This window comes from Paenibacillus wulumuqiensis (assembly GCF_000971965.1).
Taxonomy (GTDB): Bacteria; Bacillota; Bacilli; order Paenibacillales; family Paenibacillaceae; genus Saccharibacillus; species Saccharibacillus wulumuqiensis.
Genome location: NZ_LAQP01000004.1, coordinates 374,226 through 396,079, shown reverse-complemented (window position 1 = coordinate 396,079; position 21,854 = coordinate 374,226). Strand labels below are relative to the sequence as shown.

18 protein-coding genes are annotated in these 21,854 nt (G+C 48.9%); 2 read left to right on the top strand and 16 right to left on the bottom strand.

The window, feature by feature from the left end; genetic code table 11:
- Positions 1 to 13: 13 nt before the first annotated feature.
- From WH45_RS13805 to WH45_RS13765, 9 genes are all read right to left on the bottom strand, one after another.
- The gene (locus WH45_RS13805; RefSeq protein ID WP_052723782.1) at positions 14 to 805 is read right to left on the bottom strand and encodes a class I SAM-dependent methyltransferase; all 792 of its coding nucleotides are present in this window, start codon (positions 803 to 805) and stop codon (positions 14 to 16) included.
- A gap of 149 nt (positions 806 to 954) precedes the next feature.
- On the bottom strand, positions 955 to 1,170 hold the full coding sequence (locus tag WH45_RS13800) for a hypothetical protein (protein ID WP_046214959.1): 216 nt from the start codon (positions 1,168 to 1,170) through the stop codon (positions 955 to 957).
- Positions 1,171 to 1,493: 323 nt separating this feature from the next.
- On the bottom strand, positions 1,494 to 2,786 hold the full coding sequence (locus WH45_RS13795; RefSeq protein ID WP_046214958.1) for a glycoside hydrolase family protein: 1,293 nt from the start codon (positions 2,784 to 2,786) through the stop codon (positions 1,494 to 1,496).
- The gene (locus WH45_RS24095; RefSeq protein ID WP_268748572.1) at positions 2,783 to 2,914 is read right to left on the bottom strand and encodes a hypothetical protein; all 132 of its coding nucleotides are present in this window, start codon (positions 2,912 to 2,914) and stop codon (positions 2,783 to 2,785) included. Before WH45_RS24095 ends, WH45_RS13795 begins: the two co-directional genes overlap by 4 nt.
- Positions 2,911 to 4,941, bottom strand: coding sequence for a hypothetical protein (locus tag WH45_RS13790; protein ID WP_052723781.1), 2,031 nt, complete (start codon positions 4,939 to 4,941; stop codon positions 2,911 to 2,913). Before WH45_RS13790 ends, WH45_RS24095 begins: the two co-directional genes overlap by 4 nt.
- A 141-nt stretch (positions 4,942 to 5,082) precedes the next feature.
- Positions 5,083 to 7,281 carry a heparinase II/III domain-containing protein gene (locus tag WH45_RS13785; RefSeq protein WP_052723780.1) on the bottom strand — a complete coding sequence of 733 codons (2,199 nt, stop codon included), beginning with the start codon at positions 7,279 to 7,281 and terminating at the stop codon, positions 5,083 to 5,085.
- Positions 7,282 to 7,467: 186 nt separating this feature from the next.
- Positions 7,468 to 8,007 carry a VanZ family protein gene (locus WH45_RS13780; protein WP_052723779.1) on the bottom strand — a complete coding sequence of 180 codons (540 nt, stop codon included), beginning with the start codon at positions 8,005 to 8,007 and terminating at the stop codon, positions 7,468 to 7,470.
- 447 nt (positions 8,008 to 8,454) lie between these two features.
- Complete coding sequence (locus WH45_RS13775; protein ID WP_046214957.1) at positions 8,455 to 8,940, bottom strand: hypothetical protein; 486 nt, start codon at positions 8,938 to 8,940, stop codon at positions 8,455 to 8,457.
- A 368-nt stretch (positions 8,941 to 9,308) separates the two neighbouring features.
- Positions 9,309 to 9,773 (bottom strand): HNH endonuclease, encoded by a 465-nt coding sequence (locus tag WH45_RS13765; RefSeq protein WP_046214955.1) that lies wholly within the window; start codon positions 9,771 to 9,773, stop codon positions 9,309 to 9,311.
- Positions 9,774 to 10,627: 854 nt separating this feature from the next.
- On the opposite strand from WH45_RS13765, the gene WH45_RS13760 reads away from it, so the two are divergent.
- Positions 10,628 to 11,095, top strand: a complete 468-nt coding sequence (locus WH45_RS13760; RefSeq protein WP_046214954.1) for a hypothetical protein — start codon at positions 10,628 to 10,630, stop codon at positions 11,093 to 11,095.
- Between the two features lie 344 nt (positions 11,096 to 11,439).
- Entirely contained in the window at positions 11,440 to 12,306 is an 867-nt protein-coding gene (locus tag WH45_RS13755) for an AraC family transcriptional regulator (protein WP_052723778.1), read from the top strand.
- A gap of 506 nt (positions 12,307 to 12,812) precedes the next feature.
- Here WH45_RS13755 and WH45_RS13750 read toward each other — a convergent pair.
- The 7 genes from WH45_RS13750 to dxs all read right to left on the bottom strand — a co-directional run bounded on the left by WH45_RS13750 (position 12,813) and on the right by dxs (position 21,807).
- Positions 12,813 to 13,334, bottom strand: a complete 522-nt coding sequence (locus tag WH45_RS13750; RefSeq protein ID WP_046214953.1) for a GNAT family N-acetyltransferase — start codon at positions 13,332 to 13,334, stop codon at positions 12,813 to 12,815.
- 1 nt (position 13,335) lies between these two features.
- Positions 13,336 to 14,199, bottom strand: coding sequence for a pentapeptide repeat-containing protein (locus WH45_RS13745; RefSeq protein WP_046215192.1), 864 nt, complete (start codon positions 14,197 to 14,199; stop codon positions 13,336 to 13,338).
- A 389-nt stretch (positions 14,200 to 14,588) separates the two neighbouring features.
- Complete coding sequence (gene spo0A / locus WH45_RS13740; protein ID WP_046214952.1) at positions 14,589 to 15,413, bottom strand: sporulation transcription factor Spo0A; 825 nt, start codon at positions 15,411 to 15,413, stop codon at positions 14,589 to 14,591.
- Between the two features lie 449 nt (positions 15,414 to 15,862).
- On the bottom strand, positions 15,863 to 17,602 hold the full coding sequence (recN, locus tag WH45_RS13735) for a DNA repair protein RecN (RefSeq protein WP_046214951.1): 1,740 nt from the start codon (positions 17,600 to 17,602) through the stop codon (positions 15,863 to 15,865).
- A gap of 141 nt (positions 17,603 to 17,743) precedes the next feature.
- Positions 17,744 to 18,193, bottom strand: coding sequence for a transcriptional regulator AhrC/ArgR (gene ahrC / locus WH45_RS13730; RefSeq protein WP_046214950.1), 450 nt, complete (start codon positions 18,191 to 18,193; stop codon positions 17,744 to 17,746).
- A 489-nt stretch (positions 18,194 to 18,682) separates the two neighbouring features.
- Entirely contained in the window at positions 18,683 to 19,543 is an 861-nt protein-coding gene (locus WH45_RS13725; protein WP_046214949.1) for a TlyA family RNA methyltransferase, read from the bottom strand.
- Positions 19,544 to 19,905: 362 nt separating this feature from the next.
- A complete protein-coding gene (dxs, locus tag WH45_RS13720; RefSeq protein ID WP_046215191.1) occupies positions 19,906 to 21,807 on the bottom strand; it encodes a 1-deoxy-D-xylulose-5-phosphate synthase in 1,902 nt (633 codons plus the stop codon).
- Positions 21,808 to 21,854: the final 47 nt, after the last annotated feature.

Below are 21,854 nucleotides of genomic sequence, written 5' to 3'. Positions count from 1 at the left end.
CATCTGTTGTATATTATACACGCTTCAGCAGAAGCAGCGTGTCCGCACCCTTTTGAAATGTATACTCGGTAGGAATCTCCTGTGTCTCCCAGCTGCCCTGTCCGGCAGCGGCAACCACTTTTTCCACATAAGCAACCCGTTCACTTTTCAAATTGACCAGCGGGAAAATCCGAATCTCCGTCCGGGTCACCCGCATCAATTCCCGCAGACAGCGAATATGGAACTCCTCGTCCAGACGGTCCGCATACAAAAACAGAAAATGGGCAGATACCGTCAGATCAAATGTCTGATCATCAAATGGCAAATCCGGCAGTACCGCCGGTATGTAACGCTCCGGGTGAAGTCTGCGGTCTTCTGTGCTCCGGTCCAGCGCCTCGGTACGCAGCGTCTCCAACTGGGGAATGCCACCCAGTGTCGACCAGTCATACTGCTCCCGGGCATCCGTCATGGAATGGATCATATGTCCGATATCCTGCTTACCCTTGTTGTATAATTCTTCGACTCCAAAATGATAAGCCATATCGGCGGCCGTCACTTCGGCTCCAAACAAGGAAGCTTCCGCTGCAAAAGAACAGGCGCCTGCCGGACAATCCAGAATCCGCCGCCCCCTCAAGTCTTCCACTTCCAGTCCCAGAATGGACATGTACTCTTCAAATGTTCTACCAAGGAACACAATGCGTTCCAGCGATAGTCCCTGTGTACGTTTGCTTGCCAGATAAGCCGCTGCCTTGGGGCTAATATAGCCGATTCGGCCGGCTGCTTCGGTGTTTTCTGTGTTGTTGGTATGAGTCTGATAACCGCTCATCTCATCTATTCTCCTCTCGGCTCCATAACTGCCGGGTATCTATGCATAGCCGGCTGCAACCGGAATGCAGATTTATTCTAACATAACTCTCTATGGTTCTCTATGTCCGTCTGCCGGTAGTCCATGCAGAGAGATTCATGGCTTCATAATCACTCATACAGTGCGTCTTTGAGACGACTGGACATCCGGGGCTTATTGGAATTGGCTTTGACGAGAGCGGTACGCAGACGTTTGTTCTCTGCGGTCAGTTCACTCACGATCTCAAGCAGCTTCTGCACCGCCTCCGCATCTTCGGGACTCAGTCTCTCCTGCCGCAGCAGGGTCTCGGTCTGTTCCATCCACTCCTGCTGTTCTTCTTTATTCATCGGTCCTGTCTCCTTTCCGCCAGCATGGTGTCCGCCTTATGCCAGGCCGCTGGTTTATTCTATCTCCCAAACGCGATAAACCAGGCACAATGTGCCCGGTTCGTCGTCGGTAATTCTTGCTTCTGTTCTATTATAGTCCATTTTGGCCGATCGGCGTCAATATGGCTGGCGGATTCGTCTTCTTCATTATTCTTCGCTCACTATGCTTCTTCACGAAGCTGCCAAAACAAGCCCGAATTCACTTTGAGGATTGCCGTGCTTGCCACATCTGTATTGCCAGAACAATTCAGGATAGACCGACATCCTGATGAACTGCGCTTACCTTATACAGCTCCAGGCGTAAACAGTCCCCGTCCGCCGCGCAGCTTAATCAATGCTTCCATAAAATAATAATCTCCATAAATGATCGGTACATTCAGATGACGCCGCTCCGGATAATGAACCGTACCATGGGTGATCAATCCTTCACCACCGATCTGCCGGGTCGAGTATTGCTCATACAATCCCCTGATGATTCGCTGACCGGCCTGTTCATAGGCTCCCCGCTCCTTGACCGGAAGATGCCGGGCCAGTTCCAGCAGTCCACTGGCGGCGATCGCTGCGGCCGATGAGTCCAGTGCATCCCGGTGTTCTTCCGGTGCCCGGAAATCCCAGTACGGCACAATCCGTTCACCAAGCTGTCCCAGGAAAAAGTCTGCCGTCTGGCGGCTGATCTCCAGATAGCACTGCTTGCCGGTATACGCATAGGAGAGAGCAAATCCATATAATGCCCAGGCTGTGCCGCGTGCCCAGGCCGAGCCGGGTCCGAATCCCTGACCGCCATGCTCCTTCAGCCTCGCTCCTGTACTGGCGTCAAACTCCACGATATGGCAGATGGAATGATCTTCCCGGACAAACTGCCCGGCAATCGTATCCGCATGCTCTATCGCCAGCGACCGATAGCGTGGATCACCGGTCTCTAGCGAAGCCCAGTACAGCAGCGGCAGATTCATCATACTGTCGATGATCGCCACTCCGCGTGTATCCATAAAGGGCAAACCAAAATTCCAGGCGCGGATATAATTGCCCCGTACATTGAACCGGGCAGCCAGCAGATTCGCAGCGAGCAGCCCGCGTCTGCGGGAGTCCGGGTCACCGGTATGGATATAACGCGCCACACCGCTTAGCAGCCAGATAAAGCCCAGATCATGGTCAACCAGCTCGGGATTGTACAGGCAATGCTCCAGCTGACGTTCGCAGCTCTCGGCCCAGCGGCTCAGCGGTAATTGATAATGTGCAGGTTTTCCTTCCGCTGCCGATTCCGCCGTCTGCTCCACCATCTCCGGTTCATGGTGCGTTCCAAGTTCGCTTGCCAGATCCATTTCCTGTTCGTCTTCTATTGTGGGCAGACTGCGGACCGGCAGATGGCTCTGATTGTCATCACCTGTTCCATGAACAAGCCACAGCAGTCCCGGCCAGAAGCCGGCTGTCCACCACTCCGGTGCACAGCGGTCGTATTTGCCATTCTCTGCCACATGGGGGAAATGATCCTGAATGACCGCAGCATTGCTCTGCGTCCGTTCGCTTGCCCATTCCCATGCTTCCGTGATCCAGCCAGCCGGTTCGGTTGTATTCATAATTTCTCTCCTTTGCTTTTGACAGGTGGTTGACCTGTATACATTTTGTACAGCTTCAGGAAATAACTTTTGTAGCTGAAACAGTTCGGATTCAGATGCAGATGCTCGGCCACCTGTTCCACTTTCACCCTTTTCCACCCAGCCTGATCTCAAAAGCCAGCTGTTTGCCGCTTGCTTCCAGCCGTGCGCCCCGCAGCAGACCATTGCGGCAGGCTACGAACGATGCCTCTTCCGGAAAAGCAATATGCACGTCCGGCGTCAAAGGTATAATCTCCAGTCTACTGCCACGGTAGCCGACCCTTATCCCCTGTCTGCGGACAGCCACGTCAGCCGGTGGGATAGACGGGGATTGCAGCAGCTGTGAGGTGATTGTATTTACCTTTCCGGACCATTCTTGTCCCCGCTCAGGCAGCTCCAGGAAAAATGGTTCAATATCGGAGAGATGCTGTCCATCGCTCATAAACAAGGGCAGCCATGCACCGATCCCCATGATATCGTCGCCTTGCTCCAGCGGCTCCCTCTCCTCCAACTCATAAGTAACACGTATTGTTCCGGGAACCTGTTCATACTTGGCAAGAATACTCCCAATCGCTCCAAGCGGCCCTTCCCATCGCAGCACGAACCGGCTGGATGTACCGGTACAGTCATCTTCCAGCAGCGTGCAGCATCCGCCGCCATCCGCAGGATCAACGCCCACATCGCAGTTGAATGGCTCCGCACCCGCAATGCCCTCGGCCAGATGATGCCAATGTCCGTCACTCGCCTGCCAGGCAGGCGTATAGGCGAGCGGGAATACATCTCCTTCGGCAAACCGGGTAAATCCCTGATCCCGGTATCCAGCTGCCGACGGCCCGATCAGCCCCGGCAGACCGCTATGATGAATGCGCGCCATACCCGGTATATTATATGGATCGTTCAGCGCTGTATGGATGACCAACTGCTGTCCGGGCACCGTACTGAACAACGTCTGGAACCAGCCATCTGTCTTCAGCACACGGCTGCCCAGTTCGGCAGGTACCGGATATGGAGCAATCTGTTCCAGTTCCTCCCCATACTGAATACTGTAGGCGAGTGCAGCAGCTGTCCAGAGGTTGTAGCAGGTATGGTTTGTGTATACCTCATAGCCATGCCGCTCTTCCGGTGGATAATAGTTACGAACGATATGCAGCCAACCTTCCGGTGTCTGCCACTGCTCGATCGCCTGCCAGGTCAGATCGGCAGCATGGCGGTAAGCTCCCGCCAGTTTCAGCTGTCCCTGTCGGTGTGACTGAATCGCCTGCACGGTGAAAATTAACGTTGCCGCCGCTTCATTCCATTGATGCTGGGAACTGCGCCCACGAATCGGCATTTCGCCCAGCGGGGACAGGGACAGCAGCGAACTCATCGCCCCGTGCTGCAGATGACGGCGCAGTTCCTCTGCTGCCTGACCGTCATAGCCGGACAACATCATCAGGGTCAGATGATATCGTGTCACCACATCATAGGCAAAAGGGCAGTTCGGCAGGTTCATCGGGCCATCCTGATACAAGCCGAGCGAAGTGAACCGGGGCAGGTGGTAATTCTGCAGATAGGTATCCATCCAGTCGGTTCCTTGATTCGTTAGTCCCTCCGCATGACGCATGTATTCACCGGACAGCATAATCGCATTCCAGTTGATCATGCGGTTAGGATTATTCATTTTGCTCATCGTAAATACGTAGGCTTCTTCAGGTACGATTCGGGATAGCTGCTCCTGCCAGTAGACTGCCTGCTGCGGCACGAGACGATGGAGCAGACGATAGGCTCCCATAATCATGACCGGAAAGAAATCCGGATGTTGATCCGGCGCTTGATGCCCAACAAGCGAATCGATACTGCTGGTCAGTGCAGATGATGCTGATGACAGCAGATCCTCTCTACCCTGCTGTACCAGCAGTGCAGCTGCCATTGCATACGAGGGCGTGGAATAATAGCGCTCTGCACCTGAATAAGGATCTGTAATTTCTCCGGTTTCCGTCTGATACTGACGGTAGTGATCGATCATACGGGACAGCAGACGAATCCGCCGCGTATGATCCCAGTCGGATGCTTCCAGTGGATGGGTCTCCTCCAACTGACTGCAATAGTCTTCCATCGCTTTTTCCCATCCATAACGCTGTGCGTATACATGCTCCATGAGGTTCAGCAATCTCCCTTCATTCCTATGCTGATCGTATCGGAAATTATTGTATCACCGGTATCCCGACCACAAATTCGATAGAATTGACTGATTTCAACACACTCTTGAACATCCCTTTCAAAGGAGCCTGCTGACCGACTATACAAGTGGAGAAATCGTAAATTCCAGGCTGCATTCCAGCTGCTGTTCCGGTATATCCTCTGTAAATTTGCTTCTAAATGCAAGCAGAGTACGATACAGCACAATCGGCTGTCCGTCATGATCTTGGTGCGGGATGCGCTCTACCTCGATAAGACACTGCTGTTTTGGAATCTGCATCCGCACCTGTGCCCGGCTGCCTGTCCAGATCACCTCTTCGGCATGTATGTCTGGTTGTACATGGCTGATCAGACGCTCAATCACACGATTATCGTTTTTTTGATGTACTCCACTTGGATGCAGTGTTCCCTTTGCCGTCTCATGGGGTGTCTCATTGGCTGCTGCATAAGCTGCCTGCACAAACTGAAAACTATCCTGCAAATGCAGCTTCATTTCCGCTTCGCTCCTAATCCAGTGAAAATTCCGGTGCATCGCCACCAGACCTGCTTCATTCGGATACGCAGCCGTCAGATCCAGCACAAATTGCACTTCATGACCGGCAGTATGGATATGCTGTACGATCGCTGCTGCATCAAGGCCGGATTGCTGTTCATACCCGTTGATCTGCGGAACCGAATGCCCGGCGGAGGAAATGTTCAGAATATGTTCCCTTCCCGCAGCAAAATAAGCCTGTGTATACATCCCCGCTCCCGGATCACAGAGGATATTTTCTCCGCCTGCATGCAGGATAAAGCTGCCCAGATCATTATGATTATGCGGCTCATCATTATGCCCTCCTTTCGCAGCAAAAGCAGCGGTAAAGGGATGATCCGCTTCCGATCCTTGCTTTATTGGCTGTTGTTGCTGAGTCTCCTGCTCTGCCCGGCTGACCAGCCAGCACAGAACTGTCCAGTAATGATTAAATAGTCCTTTTCGATGTCCGGCAGCTTTCTCCTCTGCAGATGCTGCAGATACAGATGCGTTATGCCCCTCTTTCACCAAACTTGTACCGGCAGCATTAACAGATCCATCCTCCCGGTTCGCCGTCTCTACTACGGATGACCTGAAATAAAATGGTTCCGACCATAATATATTCCGCAGCAGATGTCCCCATCGGCGGCAGGGATCTTGCCGGAGAGCCGGTAGAGCGAACGGCAACGAATACGATTGCCCGGTCATTTCTGCCAGGCGGGACAGTAACCCTGGCGGCAGAATCTCCTGTTCCCCGCTGTCCGAGAAATTAACAAATCTTCCCCCTGACAGATGAACACGCTCCGGAAAAGCGGCTATCTCCGCAATCTTGGGATCATCCATCCGATGGTTGCCATCCGGATCAGCCTTCGATAGCATATCCATCCAATATGTATAATAGCCGAATCCATATATCCAGTAACCCAGCCCTTCCGCACAGCCCCCATCCTCGCCATAACCGGCCAGAAAATGCTCTGCTGCACGCTTCATGCGTTCAATCACCACCATCTGCTGCTCACGATCCTCCAGCAGCAGCAAAGCCGCTATACCACAGCCGGCTGCACATACTGCGGACCAATTGTGATGTGCCGTCTCCCAGCCAAAGGTACGTGACAGATCACCTGCAGGCTCCAGCACCCGGCGCAGTACTTCATCACGCATACGCTGGATGATGCGATTATCCACTTTTCCATCCATCAGCACTACCAGCTCAGCCAGCATACCGGCAGTCTCTGCTGCGAACAGATCGATTTCTTCCCATACCGGATAGGCAGGCACTTCAGGCAGATGCGCGTTAAGGCACCATGTATATTCCCCGCACAGATCCCAGAGTGCCTCTTCCAGCGCACGCACATAGACAACATCCGTGGCAGCGGTTGTACAAACCATATCAACTTCGTATGTAGCATCAGACCGTTCTTGCATTACCGGATCTCTATCGATACAGGCAGCATTCGTTGCTGCTTCATCCAATGTCTGTCGTAAATGATCTGTATCCGTGCCGGACATACCAAGCAGTACCATCATTGCCAGTGCTCCTACCCGTCCCCGCCTTTCAAAATAAATCCGTTCATACTGCTCACGACCGCCCGTATCGGCAAATTCGCGAAAAGCTTCAAATGTTAGCGCAGGCAGAGGCTCCGCTGCCGCCAGCTCCGCGTATTCCCGGATATCCTGCCACCATGTCTCGTATTCCGGCTCTTCCGCCGTGTACCGCAGGCGTTCTCTTATATCACCGATATGCCACCAGTCCGGCTTTTGCCGTACCCTGTCTGAACTGAAATTCATCCATTATGGCTCCTTTCTGCTCTACCGCAGGTTGTACAATTTGTAAATAAGATAACGCTTTCACAATAAAATGTATAGACCCATCCACAAAAAAAAGGAACAGGTTCGCTTCACCTGTCCCTTTTCCTGCTATACCTGTTATACCTGATTTCGATTTCACTGCTGAATCGGGTACTGCGTCAGCCTTCAGTTAAAACGAAGACCGTTCCTCCGTGATCGCCGGCGCCGGATCAGCATGTAAATGACCAGCATCAACACGATCCCGATCGCATCAATCAGCGTATCGGAGAAATGTCCCGTCCGGCCTGCAACCGATTTTTGATGCCACTCATCGGTCATCGCATATGCATAAGCGACCAGTCCAGCCCACAGCATCGGTGCATATCGGGAATCGGTCAGCAATGAAAATACACGAATCAATAAAAAAGTCAGCAGCGCAAATTCACTGACATGACCGGCTTTACGAATAAAAAATTCCCAGAAATCATAAGGATGATGACCGCTGACGGTATACCCTCCATATGTAAATTCAATCGACGGCGTAAAAGCGGCAAGTGACGGTTCAGCGATCCAGTCGGACAGAAGCGGCTTGATATCCTGCTGCTGGTACGGCTGATTGGATACGTTGAAAATGAGTCCCATCCATAATAGCGTAAGCACAATCCAGATCGTGAGCCGGACTACCGGCAGCCGACGGGAGCGGTATGACGGCAATGTTGAACGCATATCGCATCCTCCTTTCGGTAACTTGAGTCCCGGACAGCTGTCCGGACACATGCCCCGTATTATAACACACTGCGATCGGCAGTTCATGCATGCCTCCGTCATCTCGCTCTACGCCTTGGCCAAGCAGTTTATATCTATCGATCTTTCAGTATCCTGTCATGCGTATGAAACCGACCGTATGCTGCGTGATGATATTTAGTTCGCTGCTGTAATATTCTTATGATTTTCGGAATCAGCAACAGACCATATTTTACCCTGGCCCTACATCTTAATGTGATATGCACCGGGTTACATACCTACGGTGCTTTATGTACCTATAGCCCAATGCATATACACAGGAGATTCAATAAATGAGATTCAGTAAATAAAACTGCACACAAACAGTCTGCTTCCGGCCGCATCTCCATAGGTAATACGGAGAACAAAGCCGGAAACAGACTGTGTATGCTATTCGATCGGACCGCGCTCCACGAAATACTTATTGGTCATATAATAAGCTTCTCCACGGGATGTCTCGACCTTGCCTTTTTTCGGATCCAGGAAGACAATTTCCTTGCATTTGGTGCAGTACCATTTGGTACGCATAAATGGTGAATCTGTTGTATAAGCAGTTCCGCATTTGCAGTCCACTTTAATCAGAATCTCATTTTGTTTATAAGCGGAACTCAGATGGTCCACAGCCTCTTCTGGCTGATTCGGTACCAGCACCCGCTGATAATCGGAAAATTGATTCTGGACTTTGAAATCAGCGACCAGCTCGGGGTTCAAACCGAAAAATTCCTTGCCGATACTGGTGATGAAACGGGTGTTGGTTCTGTAACTTTCAAGCCATTCTTCGATTTGCTGGTTAGATAAAGGCACAGTGCCCTTAATACCACTGTTCAGGGTGTAAGTCATGATGTGTAAAGCGTCACTCTGTTTGCTTGAGTACATTAGAAACCTCCTCTTTCTTCAACAGCTAATGTACTACAAAATATCGTTTTAATCAAAGCGTGAATTTAACTAAAATTCCATGTTATGCAATTCGCAATCAGCTTTGATTTAACTACGAATATCCGGTGTCCAGTCCGCTTCTCCAGTTTTGTATATGTTCTGGAAATTCAGCTTGCAGCTGGTCCGCGTAATCATCAGCGTTTGGATTAGTATGAATACAATTATGATGTAAATGGTATAAACGCCCTGGGCTACAAAATGCATACATACCTTTGCATAAATATCCGTCGTACCTGTAAATACATGTGTGAACAAGTCATTGGCCGGCAGATTATGTAATCATGATTGCCAGACGTACACTATCCGATTTATTCTGTCTCCTGATTGGACTTCTCACATGCTATATAATCGCCCAGTTCGACCGTCCAGTCGATCCGGTTGCGGGCCATCCATAATAGTACAGCTTCCTGGAAATGAACAGCATAGTCAGCAGCGGTCACTTCATTTACCCGGCAAAAATGCTCGATCAGTTGGTATTTCTCTACCCAGCCGTTCATCTCGGCAAAACCGATATGCTTGATCATATGACACTGAAAGCACAGTGATTGCAGACCGGTCAGACGCTGTATACGATTGGGTTCATCAAATGCCCAACTTTCATGGCAATGAAGCTTGTCGATATCAAGCCCTTTTACCCGTCCGCAGAGCTGACAGGTATATTGATCCCGCTCCTGTATGCGCCTGGACAGCTGACGCCAGCGGTAAGGACTCATATACTGGCGAAGATTGACCGTCATCGTTGAGTCAGGAATTAATTCGATCTCTAATTTCATGGAATGTTCCTTTTTTAGTTGGATCTCGCGTTTCCAAGGCCTATCGCTGAAGACTGGAAAATACTTTGCTTTACAAAATGATCTCTTCATTGAAGCTCGCATGTCACGTGTACGCTATCAAACGCTGAGCACAAAAACTATCTTACCAGAGTAACGGCATTTATCAAGTTAATGCGTTTAAACTTTCGGCTATGACGGATTTGTGGTTAGTAGAGAACATACTTTATAATGAAGACAGAACACTGAAATCTGCTTATACGCACTATTCGCAGATTCCGTATAATTTGACTCTGTTTATAAGGCATTATACAGGAATTCGGCAAAATTTCACCTATTAATTCAGCACTTTAGTAAATAATCGCGAATTTAACCTATTTCATATGTAAGTGTGCACGTAGCAAAGTTTATTTTTATCTTTTTTTGCAAATAGTACTAGAAGTTTATGTAAACCTATGCTAAGATAAGTTCATACAGAAAGGAGGTGCGTCAACATCAATAATCACATGTTGAACGCGTCCTTTACCCAAACCGAGGTTCTGGTTTAATTATCAGAACACCGGCGGCGCGGGATGCGGTCAGAATTAAATAGCGCCATCTGGGTTAGAAAGGTCACCTGCGGGTGGCCTTTTTAGTTTGTGTTGCTTTTCGCTGCAATTCCAGATGATTGACCCTACTTCCTATAGTGCTAATAAGAATTATATGGTAAATTCCCATTATGACCCAATACGTATTTTCTTTCCTCTTCCAGGATGGGTACTTCATGTGATTGGAGGGATGCCTTACCGTTTGCTGCAGATGCCTGCCTGGTCGGTTGATCCTGTCCTACCCATTTTGATCCTTGAGGAGGAAGAATAATGAGAAAGTTTTCCATGTTATTTATTATGTTTTTGAGCCTGGTCGGTATGCTGGTTGCCAATGCCAACCCTGTTCAAGCAGCATCGGATGATACGGTATCCCCTATGGGCGGAAGCTTTTATTCAGATTCTCACCAGTTTGTATCGGATAAAGATGTGTTTTACAGTTTTTCCTGGAATACGCCGGATACCAGCAGTATTGATGTTCGATACTATATCGCGCCGGGAGAGCATATGATCTTTTCGACAGAGAAGTATAATTATGATAAAGCCAAATGGGAGCCGGTTGAAGTTACCCGGCTCGATTCGTCCAGCGAGTATCAGCATTTCTCTATCTCTACATCCGACTGGGGCACGTTTCGCTTCGTAGCTTCCACCACAGATAGCAGAGGCTATATCGCTACTGAAGTTGTTTTCTATAATGGCTGGGACGAGAATTCGGCGAATCATGAGGCATTGCCACAGTAACTGGTTCTTGTATTTGTTCTTACTGTAAAGTAATTTGTTCTTATTGCAAAGTAGTTTGTGCCTATGATTCCCATGCATAACTATACCCTGGAGCCTCCTTTCCTATAATTGGGATATGAGGCTCTACCGCATGGATTTCCTTATTATTATTGGAGGACACAGCTGCCAAATATACATTGTTACCGTTACCCCTGCCTATTATGGAAAATACATACCTCTTTACTCATGAAGTAATTGCCAATTCTCAAGATAACGCTTACAATTTAAATGTGATTTAACCTTTACTTAGTTAAATGCTGGGTCTTACTTATCTTTAAATGCGATCTATGCAGGAGGACGATTTGATGATGAGCGAACAGGAAAGAGCTTCACATATATGGACGGATGAGTCTACCCGTCTGATTCTTACCCCGTCTTCAACTGCACAGGCAAGCTATTTTTTTGTACAGGAAATCGGTTATTTCAAGACAACCTTTCCCTATTTTACCGAACGGGATCATTTGCATTCTTATTTGATTTTGTATACGCTCTCCGGACGCGGCAGATTGCATTATCAGGGACAGCAGTACACGGTCGGTCAGGGAGATCTGTTTTTTATTAGTTGTAAGGAGTATCAGCGGTATGAGGCGATTCAGGAAGAAGATTGGGAATTCCTGTGGGTGCATGTACAGGGAGCTACACTGGATGGGTATTATGAGCAGTTCCGACAAAGACAGATGCCTGTCTGCCATCCGGCTGAATCTTCCGAAATCCCCGAGTTGATTCGCAAGCTGCTTCAGATCCAGGTCCCACGGAACAATAAAACAGAATTAATCAGTTCTCAACTGATCGTCGAGCTGCTGACCCAGATTCTGCTCACTTCCATCTATACCGGAGAAAAGAATAACGGTATTCCTTCCTCTATTCTCGATTTGCAGAAATTTCTGGAGAATCATTATACAGACCCTATCACGCTGGATGACCTGGCCCAAAAATACAACACTAACAAATTCCAGCTCAGCCGAGATTTCAAACAGTACATCGGGCTGCCACCGATCGAGTATCTGATCAATATCCGTATCAATGCAGCCAAAAACATGCTGCGCTATTCGGATAAAAGTATCCAGCAGATTGCCAGTGCTGTCGGAATTTACAATGTATCCCATTTTATTAATCTGTTCAAGGCACGAGTTGATTGCACCCCGCTCGCCTACAGAAAAGAATGGACCTAAATAACGGTTAATTCTGCTTTCGATCAACTATTGTTATATCGCTGTCTATGCTATCCGGGTCGTGTCGGGATTCAGAGAAACGGCTTCAGACCAAATGATTGCTGCTTTATGGGCAGTACCGGGCAGGACGCCTGTTAACCAAAAGGGCTATCCGTTGCCTACCCGGATAGCCCTTTTGATGGTATTCTTGCAGCCTGTATGGATAAGGGCAGTATAAACGCCCTCCCTATTAACATGGAAGCTGATTATTTATCTTCCGGCTAACTTATTGGAAGAACAGCAAATCGCTGATTTTCCATGTACCGAAAAACACACCCACTGCTACCACATAAGTAGCAATTACAACTACCCAGGCATTCATTTTCTCCATATCTCTTCCTCCATTCGTCCTTCTGTTCGGCATACTGCCTGCTGCCGATCCAACGATACTGTTAAATTGTAAAGAATTACGCCCAACTTTTCAATCGGTCTCTTTATGTACTGCATCATACAAAGGCCGCTTACGGTCAAAGTCGCTTGCTGAGCAGCAATTCATCCCGTATAGGAATACCATTATCCGCTACCAGCGGAATGGACGGTTTGTACAGCCGTGCGTGGCTAACAGCATCCGGGTATAACGCTGTCAGTACATATCCTCTTTTTTGATAAAACTCAAGAGCCTGCAAATTATCATTGGTAGTGATCAGCTGCATTTCTGTACACCCTGCCGCAGCTGCTGTGTATTCCGCTTGTTTCAATAACTGACTGCCTATGCCTTTACCTTGTCGAAGACTATCCAGTGAAATCAATTCACAAACCTTATGTTCCACTTGCCTATCTTCCATTTCAATTACCCATGTCACCAGTCCGCAAATGCTGCCATCTGCAGCCAAAGCTGCATATCCTTCAAGCTCCAGACAGTTATAGGTTCCGCTGGAGATTACCATCTCCGGACTTCCCCAGTTCTCAACAAAGAAATCTTCTATATCTTTTCGTGGAATCTGGCTGATCGAGAGAACCGAGTACCCTGCCAAGTCATGAGCAGTCATACTATTTCGCCTGCCAATGGGCCGGTCGGAGCAGTGCATCCGGCAGGATTGTATTCATATCGCCGATAGCTGCATTAATCTGGGATTGCGTCAGGAATAACGTCTCGCGCAGATCGGTTCCACGCAGATCCGTATCTCTCAGATCCGCTCCGATCATGTCGGCTCCGCGCAGGTCAGCCTGCCGGAGATCAGCAGCAATCAGATAGGCTCCACGCAGATTGGTACCGATCAGATTGGCAGAACGCAGATTTTTGCCGACCAGATCGGCTCCCCGTTCATAATTACGTGGTTGACCCGAAGCAGTGCGGTATCGCCTGCGTGCCTCGGTACGTACCTGCTCACTGCCTTCCGTCAGCAGCCGGTTCACACGCATATGAAGTTCTCCCCGGTTGAGCTGCAGCAGTTCGGTAGGACTCAGATAGGTAAATGCCAACAGTTCCTGCATCAGCTCAGCCGCAGCGCGATGCAGTGCAGCCGCCGCTTCCAGTGTAGAGAGCTGCTCCAGATACCAGATCAGCTCATGCAGATGCAGCATGACCGGAAAGACTTCGAACATCTTCTGTGCCGTCTCTTCCTGCCGCCACGACTGTCCATCAAACGTAAACCGGGCAACCTGCTGGCCTGCTCCGAAGCAGTCATATACCGTACATCCACGAAACCCTCTCTCACGCAGATCCATATGGATGCCGCAGCGATAATCCTGCTGTAAATGATAACACGGCTGTCCTGCAGCCTTATCGATACTGAAATCTGCTGAAGCATTAAAAGCAAGTGCCGTGCAGCACAGCCCTACACACTGCTCACAATCTGCCCGCAGATGTTCTCTGATCGAGACAGGCAGTTCTGCAGAAGCAGCACTAGAAATTTCACGATATGTAGAGTGCTTGGTAACACGATTATTGGATTGGGACAAAATTGGTCTCCTCCTTTAACTTTTTGAATGATCTATTGGGAATTCCGAAAATACTCCTATGAGGTGGCTCTATTACGTTCGGCGAAATTGGATAGTCAAACTGCAATGAGAAACACTATATACAGCAGAAAGAGAATAACCTGGAGCATTACAGTGTACAGCCCTAGTTTACCCGGTCTCCTGTGGTTATCGAATAAGGTACATTTCATGGATAGACTATCTCATGGGTGGTCTGCCTATTACAAACAAAAGCGCTCATCCATTAACGATGAACGCTCCTGCCAACGATTCAACCTATCTGGTGACTTGCATAGCTGCTTAATGCAGCATGCTGTTCCGCATTAATTCGTTACTTTATTCTCGATGCGCAGTTTATCTGCTACCATCGCGATAAATTCGCTGTTTGTCGGCTTGGATTTGCTAATGTTGATCGTATAGCCGAACAGATGGCTGATACTGTCAATATTGCCTCTTGTCCAGGCCACTTCAATCGCATGACGGATGGCCCGTTCTACACGGGATGGAGTCGTTTTGAATTTCTCCGCGATGGCCGGATATAGTGTTTTGGTGATCGAGCCGAGAATCTCAATATTATTATATACCATAGTAATCGCTTCACGCAGATACTGGTATCCTTTAATATGAGCCGGCACGCCGATTTCGTGGATGATTGCCGTGATGCTGGCATCCAGATTACGGGTTTTGGGCGGTGACGACATCGACGATTTGTTCATCGAGTTGTTATTGCCGGAAGACTGCATAGCGCCACCGCCGGTTGTAAGCGGCTGCCCAACCAGCTGACGAACCCGGCTTACCAGCACTTCCATATCAAACGGTTTCAGGATGTAATACGATGCGCCGAGCTGTACCGCACGCTGTGTAATATTCTCCTGACCAAACGCGGTCAACATAATCACTTTCGGTGCCGGATTCAGATTCATATCACGCAGACGTTCCAGTACACCGAGTCCATCCAGATGAGGCATAATAATATCCAGAATAAGTATATCCGGCAGCTCAGGCAGCTGCTCAATTGTCTTCAGTACTTCTTCTCCGTTAAAAGCGACACCTGCCACTTCCATATCTTCCTGACCGGAAATATACTCAGCCAGCATATTGGTAAATTCACGATTATCATCCGCCAGTAATACTCGAATATTAGACATCAAAAAATCCCTCCTGGGTCATTGGTTAAAATCAGCCTCATTTATTAGGACCTGTAGTGCATCGACATATAAATACAGCTATTTTCGTTATAAAGTTTAATTTTTTATCATGCCTTTTATAGTTTTCGACATTTTTATTATAATCCCTTCTGTCGAAAATAAAAATCGGGGTTTTTTACCATTTTTTCTAAAATAAATCTAATTTAGAAAGTATACTGCATACTTATTTAAGACAACTCTTCTCTTGCCAGCTTTTTGAGATAGTTTGCTGGTATATCACTCGACCGCAAAGCAGCGTTTTCGGGATCAGTCTTTGTATATGTAAGCAAAAAGGAGAGCTTGCACCAAGCTCTCCTGCCGTTAATATGGTCTGACATCCAATAAGTGGTCTAAAGGACTGAATCTATCAGGCGAGGTTACACAGCGTCCTGTACCGTTTGCCTGTACAATCAGTGAACCGCATAGGATGAATCATCTTTGCGTGCTTCTGCCAGTTTGAGCATCTCGTGAGCATGATGATTCGTTTTCTCAGTAATCTCGACGCCACCTAGCATACGTGCCAGTTCATCGACCCGACCATCTTCGTGGAGGGAGACGACACGGGTAGCTGTACGATCACCGACAATCTGTTTCTCGATCAGATACTGGTGGTCTGCCATACATGCTACCTGAGGAAGGTGAGTAATCGAGAATACCTGGCATTCCGAAGATAACTTGAACAGTTTCTCCGCGATCGATTGGGCTGCACGTCCACTGACACCGGTATCCACTTCGTCAAATACAAGTACAGGTACCTGATCATGACGGGCAAAGATACTTTTGAGTGCCAGCATAATACGTGAAAGCTCACCACCGGAAGCAATTTTGCCCAGCGGACGAAGCGGCTCACCCGGGTTCGGGGAAATCAGGAATTCTGCTGTATCAATACCCTGACGGGTAATGCGAATATTGCGGCCATTCCAGCAGACGCCGTTGGCATCTTCGATATAAGCGATATTCACACGCAGCGAGGTACGCTGCATTTGCAGATCCTTCAGTTCCGCTTCTACCTGTTCGGCCAGTTCCTGAGCGCACTCACGGCGCAGCTTGCTCAGCTTCTCACCGGTCTCCAGCAGCTTGTTGCGCAGCTTGTCCCGTTTGTCGGTGAGCTCCAGCAGGCGCTCATCCTTATTTTCCAGCAAATCGGTCTCATGCTGGATTTTCTCGTAGTATTCCAGAATCTGTTCCACGTTCTCGCCGTATTTGCGGCGCAGGCCGGAGATCAGATTCAGACGGGATTCCACTTCTTCCAGTCGGCCCGGATTGAATTCGATATTCTCCTGATAGCTGCGCAGCTGGTAAATGGCATCTTCCAATTGGTAATAGGCAGACTGCAGCTGTTCCACAATCGGGTCCAGGTTCTTGGAGTCGTAGCGGGATACATCGCCCAGACGGGACAATGCCACACTGAGAGCTCCCATGCTGCCGTCACCATTCAGATTATGATAGCTGCCGGATACCGCATCCATCATTTTCTCACTGTGTGCGAGGCGCAGACGCTCGTCCTGCAGTTCTTCATCTTCCCCTGGCTGCAGATTGGCCGAAGAGATTTCTTCCAGCTGGAAGCGGTACAGATCCATCATCTGATAGGTTTTCTGGCTTGTTTCCTGCAGATCACGCAGTTCACGTTCTACCTTGATGTAGGCATTGTACTGCTCATGATATTTCATTTTGACCGGGCCAATCTTGACATCGCCGAATGTATCCAGCAATCCAAGATGGCGTTCCGGCTTCATCAGGGACTGATGCTCATGCTGGCCATGAATGTTAACCAGCTGTTCGCCCACTTCACGCAGCATGGACAGATTAACCAGCTGCCCGTTAATCCGTGCGGTACTCTTGCCATTCACGGTTACTTCACGGCGAATAACCAGATGTTCCTCTGCCGTACCCTGGATACCGAGACGGGATAACGTATCCCATACCGGATGGGTCGCACGCAGTTCGAACAGCGCTTCCATCTCCGCTTTGTCACATCCGTAGCGAACAAGATCCGCTGAGCCTCTTCCGCCTGCAATAAGACCGAGCGCATCGATAATGATGGATTTACCAGCACCGGTCTCACCGCTCAGTACGTGGAATCCTTTATGAAAGTAAACGTCGATTTCTTCAATAACAGCCAGGTTTTTAATGCTCAGCATGACCAGCATGGAGCTCACTCCTCTTCGTGTACAAGACTATGGAGCAACGCTTATAACGAGCAGGATCACATCTCCGGCATGTCAGCAGGCGGTTTGATCCAACCGGCTGTATTGAATTACGACGTCATCTTGCACAGAGTAATGAGTGACTCAGGAAATGAATCCCATAATCTGCTCGATGACTTTCTGGCTGTCTTCTTCAGTACGGCAAATGATCAGCATTGTGTCATCGCCGGAAAGGGTACCCATAATCTGAGACCATTCCATGCTGTCGATCAGAGATGCAATGGAATTGGCTGTACCGGGCAGACACTTCATGACTACCAGATTATTCGTAAAGTCAATTTGCAGGAAATTGTCCACCAGTGCACGTTTGAGCTTTTGCACCGGGTTATAGCGTTGATCCGTTGGTAAAGAATATTTATATCTTCCGTCATCTGTCGGAATTTTGATTAACAATAGTTCTTTGATGTCCCGGGATACCGTAGCCTGGGTAACCTGAAAACCTGCCTGACGCAGTGCTTCTACCAGATCATCCTGTGTCTCAATATCCTGATGCGTAATAATTTCTCGAATTTTGATATGTCGCTGTCCCTTCATACAGACCTCCGTTAATGGTATGCTCTATAGCTAGCATGCAAGTGATTATTGTCGTAAATACCTGTTCATATCGCTGCCAATCTTATGCAGGCAGACCTATAATTATTCGCTATGAACAAGGTAGACTCCTTTGTATAAATGGAAAATATTGTAGTCCATTTAACGACATTCAATTCAGCTTCGCACATTATCCTATTGTAACATCCAGAACGGTAAGGTCCAACCCGGGGTGAATATTGCTATCGGGAGGAACGTTCGTTCTCATTATATAGGAATATCTGTTCGTAAATCAATAGCCAAATCAAACTTTAATCGCCAAACTTTTTACAACTCTGTATCTGTACCATGGACCACGCAGCAGCGGCGAAAAGAAGCCTTTTGCCAGCTTGACGCTTAGCAGCAGGCTTCTCCTGTATCTGCTATCCGATTGTTGCAGCTCTGCTCCGGCATGCTCTGACGCCGCAGATTCTGCTTCTATACAGTCATTTCCTACTGGTGCTTGGCTGCGCCGCCTCTAAATGTATGCGAAGCTTCAGCAGCAGTCTGGGCTGAAAGCTGTTCAATATCCAGTGTATCCAGCTGTTCCAGCGTATCGTCCCCTTCGCCGGAAGGAAGGTACCAGTGCGCGAGGAATTCAATATTCCCCTCTCCCCCTGTTATCGGCGAGAAAGTCAGGCCTTTTAATACATAGCCCAGTTCACGGGCAAAGGATAATACGGTCAGCAGTACTTCCTGATGAACTTTGGGATCGCGTACAACTCCGGTTTTCCCCACTTTGTCGCGGCCTGCCTCGAACTGCGGCTTGATCAATGCTGCAATATCCGCCGGTCTGCCAAGCAGTTCCTTGAGCGGAGGCAGCATGAGCCGCAGTGAGATGAACGATACATCAATACTGGCAAAATTGGGCACAGGACCTTCCAGCTGGTCCGGTGTCATATAGCGGAAATTGGTCCGCTCCATCACACATACCTGCGGATGATTGCGCAGCGACCAGTCCAGCTGGTTGTATCCGACATCAATAGCATAAACATACTCGGCGCCATTTTGCAGGGCACAGTCAGTGAATCCACCGGTGGATGAGCCAATATCCAGCATCGTACGGCCGTTCATCTCAATGCCAAAATGCTTGAGTGCTTTTTCCAGCTTGAGTCCGCCGCGGCTGACATACGGGTGAACAGCCCCTTTGACATTCAGCGCTGTATCGCGTGCAATCTTCATGCCCGGCTTTTCCAAACGTTCGGTTCCGGCATAGACCAGGCCCGCCATAACGGCTGCTTTGGCCTTTTCACGGCTCTCATAATATCCCTGCTCTACGAGCAGTACGTCAACCCGTTCCTTATCGCTTGCCATGGTGAGTAACTCCTACATTCATATTAATAATAAATCGCCTCCGGCTCAGTCCTGCTATGGTTAGCGTATCTGAATATCTATTCCGTCTATTGTAAAGCCAAAGCGGATTTGGCTGTTCGTACAGCCGACAGAGAAGTTGATTTGATCAAAGTGATATTCGCTTTTTACACTCAGTTTTTACAGTCTGATAGTAATTATACCTGAAGCCGAGGCACTCCAACAGCAAACGAAGCGGAAAGAACCCTTCCCGCTTCGTGCATATCTATTCAACTACTGCTCACAGAGAAGTACATATCGTTTACTGTTCTCCCCAAGACAGGAATGCACAGGGAGTCGATGCACTCTCTGTGATCACTTTATGCTTATACGGAATTTTTCTGAAACGTCCAGGCTTTGCCGGGAGCCAGCGCACGCAGAGAGGCAGCGATATTTTCCGGTGTTAATCCGGCTTCAGCCTGCTGATCCTTGATGCTGCCATGTTCAATAAATTCATCTGGTACACCCATCAGACCTACTGTGACTTCATGCAGTCCCTGTGCAGCATAGAATTCCAGCACTGCGCTGCCCATGCTGCCTGCCTGGGATACTTCTTCCACAACAAGCATGCGTGTACCTTTGTCCGCCAGTTCCAGCAGCATCTTCTCATCCAGTGGCTTCATGAATCGTGCGTTAATTACCGCTACGTTCATACCATCGCGCTTGAGTTCCTCTGCCACTTCCATTCCCATTTGTACCATCGGGCCGGATGCGAGGATGGCGTAGTTATCGCCCTCGCGAACCTTTTCCCAAGTGCCGATCGGAATCGGAACAAGCTGCTGATCCATCGCTACGCCAAGACCGTTAATACGCGGATAACGGTAAGCGATCGGACCTTCATTGTAATCCAGCGCTGTTTTCATCATATGGCGCAGTTCATTCTCATCCTTGGGCATCATAATGACCATATTCGGGATATGACGCATGAACGCGATATCATATACGCCCTGATGGGTCTCCCCATCCGCTCCGACAAATCCGGCACGGTCAATCGCAAACATGACATTGGCATTATGACGGCAAATATCATGTACGATCTGATCATAGGCACGCTGCATGAACGTGGAATAGACCGCATAGACCGGCTTCATTCCTTCCATGGCCAGTGCTGCACACATGGTCGCTGCATGCTGCTCGGCAATGCCGACATCAATCATACGATCCGGGAAGCGCTTGGCAAATGGGAACAGTCCCGATCCACCAGGCATCGCCGGTGTAACGGCTACGATACGCTCATCCTGTTCCGCCAGCTCGATCAGTGTCTGACCGAATACTTCGGTGTACATTGGATTGCCTGCAGCCTTGAGCACCTGACCGGATTCGATTTTGTATGGCGTAATGCCATGCCATTTGTAGGAATCCGCTTCGGCCGGCAGATAGCCTTTGCCTTTGATGGTCACGATATGGATCAGTACAGGACCGTCCACGTTATCCGCCTGACGGAAAGTCTCCAGCAGTTTGGGCAGATCATGTCCGTCTACCGGACCAAAGTAAGTAAAGCCGAGCTCCTCGAACAGCACACCCGATACCATCGCATATTTGAGGGTATCTTTGAGTTTTTCCGCCGTTTTGGCAATTTTGCCGCCGATCGCCGGAATCTTTCTGAGCAGCTGCTCCACTTCGTCCTTGGCACGAAGATACCCTTTATCCGAACGGATTTTGCCCAGGTATTTGTGCATGGCACCAACGTTGGGTGCGATGGACATCTCATTATCGTTCAGTACGACGGTCAGCTTGCGCTGTTCGTGACCGATATGGTTCAGTGCTTCGAACGCCATACCACCGGTCAGCGCACCATCACCGATCACAGCGACGACTTTGTTGTCTTCTTTTTTGAAATCACGCGCCAGCGCCATACCCATGGCAGCAGACAGCGATGTGCTGCTGTGACCAGCTTCCCACACATCGTGTTCGCTTTCATTTCGTTTGACAAAGCCGCACAATCCTTTGTATTTACGCAGGGTATCAAAGCGGTCCATCCGTCCGGTCAGAACCTTATGCACATATGCCTGGTGTCCTACGTCAAAAATAAACTTGTCTTTGGGACTGTCATACAAATAATGCAGTGCCAGGGTAAGCTCCACGACCCCGAGATTGGAGGCCAGATGACCGCCGGTTGCCGATAATTTTTCGATCAGAAACTGACGAATCTCTCCTGCCAGTACGGTTAATTGTTCTGTTGTTAGATCTTTTAGATCACTTGGTTGATGAATCTGTGGAAGCAGCACACCATTTCCCCGCTTTCCTTTGGACACATTTTTACATCCAAATTGAT

Excerpts from the sequence above, each read along its gene's own strand:
- recN (WP_046214951.1), bottom strand. The coding sequence starts at position 17,602 with ATGCTGGTCATGCTGAGCATTAAAAACCTGGCTGTTATTGAAGAAATC.
- WH45_RS13725 (WP_046214949.1), bottom strand. The coding sequence starts at position 19,543 with ATGGCAAGCGATAAGGAACGGGTTGACGTACTGCTCGTAGAGCAGGGA.
- WH45_RS13805 (WP_052723782.1), bottom strand. The coding sequence starts at position 805 with ATGAGCGGTTATCAGACTCATACCAACAACACAGAAAACACCGAAGCA.
- WH45_RS13795 (WP_046214958.1), bottom strand. The coding sequence starts at position 2,786 with ATGAATACAACCGAACCGGCTGGCTGGATCACGGAAGCATGGGAATGG.
- ahrC (WP_046214950.1), bottom strand. The coding sequence starts at position 18,193 with ATGAAGGGACAGCGACATATCAAAATTCGAGAAATTATTACGCATCAG.
- spo0A (WP_046214952.1), bottom strand. The coding sequence starts at position 15,413 with ATGTCTAATATTCGAGTATTACTGGCGGATGATAATCGTGAATTTACC.
- WH45_RS13790 (WP_052723781.1), bottom strand. The coding sequence starts at position 4,941 with ATGGAGCATGTATACGCACAGCGTTATGGATGGGAAAAAGCGATGGAA.
- WH45_RS13750 (WP_046214953.1), bottom strand. The coding sequence starts at position 13,334 with ATGACTGCTCATGACTTGGCAGGGTACTCGGTTCTCTCGATCAGCCAG.
- WH45_RS13760 (WP_046214954.1), top strand. The coding sequence starts at position 10,628 with ATGAGAAAGTTTTCCATGTTATTTATTATGTTTTTGAGCCTGGTCGGT.
- WH45_RS13780 (WP_052723779.1), bottom strand. The coding sequence starts at position 8,007 with ATGCGTTCAACATTGCCGTCATACCGCTCCCGTCGGCTGCCGGTAGTC.
- WH45_RS13785 (WP_052723780.1), bottom strand. The coding sequence starts at position 7,281 with ATGAATTTCAGTTCAGACAGGGTACGGCAAAAGCCGGACTGGTGGCAT.
- WH45_RS13755 (WP_052723778.1), top strand. The coding sequence starts at position 11,440 with ATGATGAGCGAACAGGAAAGAGCTTCACATATATGGACGGATGAGTCT.
- WH45_RS13800 (WP_046214959.1), bottom strand. The coding sequence starts at position 1,170 with ATGAATAAAGAAGAACAGCAGGAGTGGATGGAACAGACCGAGACCCTG.
- WH45_RS13765 (WP_046214955.1), bottom strand. The coding sequence starts at position 9,773 with ATGAAATTAGAGATCGAATTAATTCCTGACTCAACGATGACGGTCAAT.
- WH45_RS13775 (WP_046214957.1), bottom strand. The coding sequence starts at position 8,940 with ATGTACTCAAGCAAACAGAGTGACGCTTTACACATCATGACTTACACC.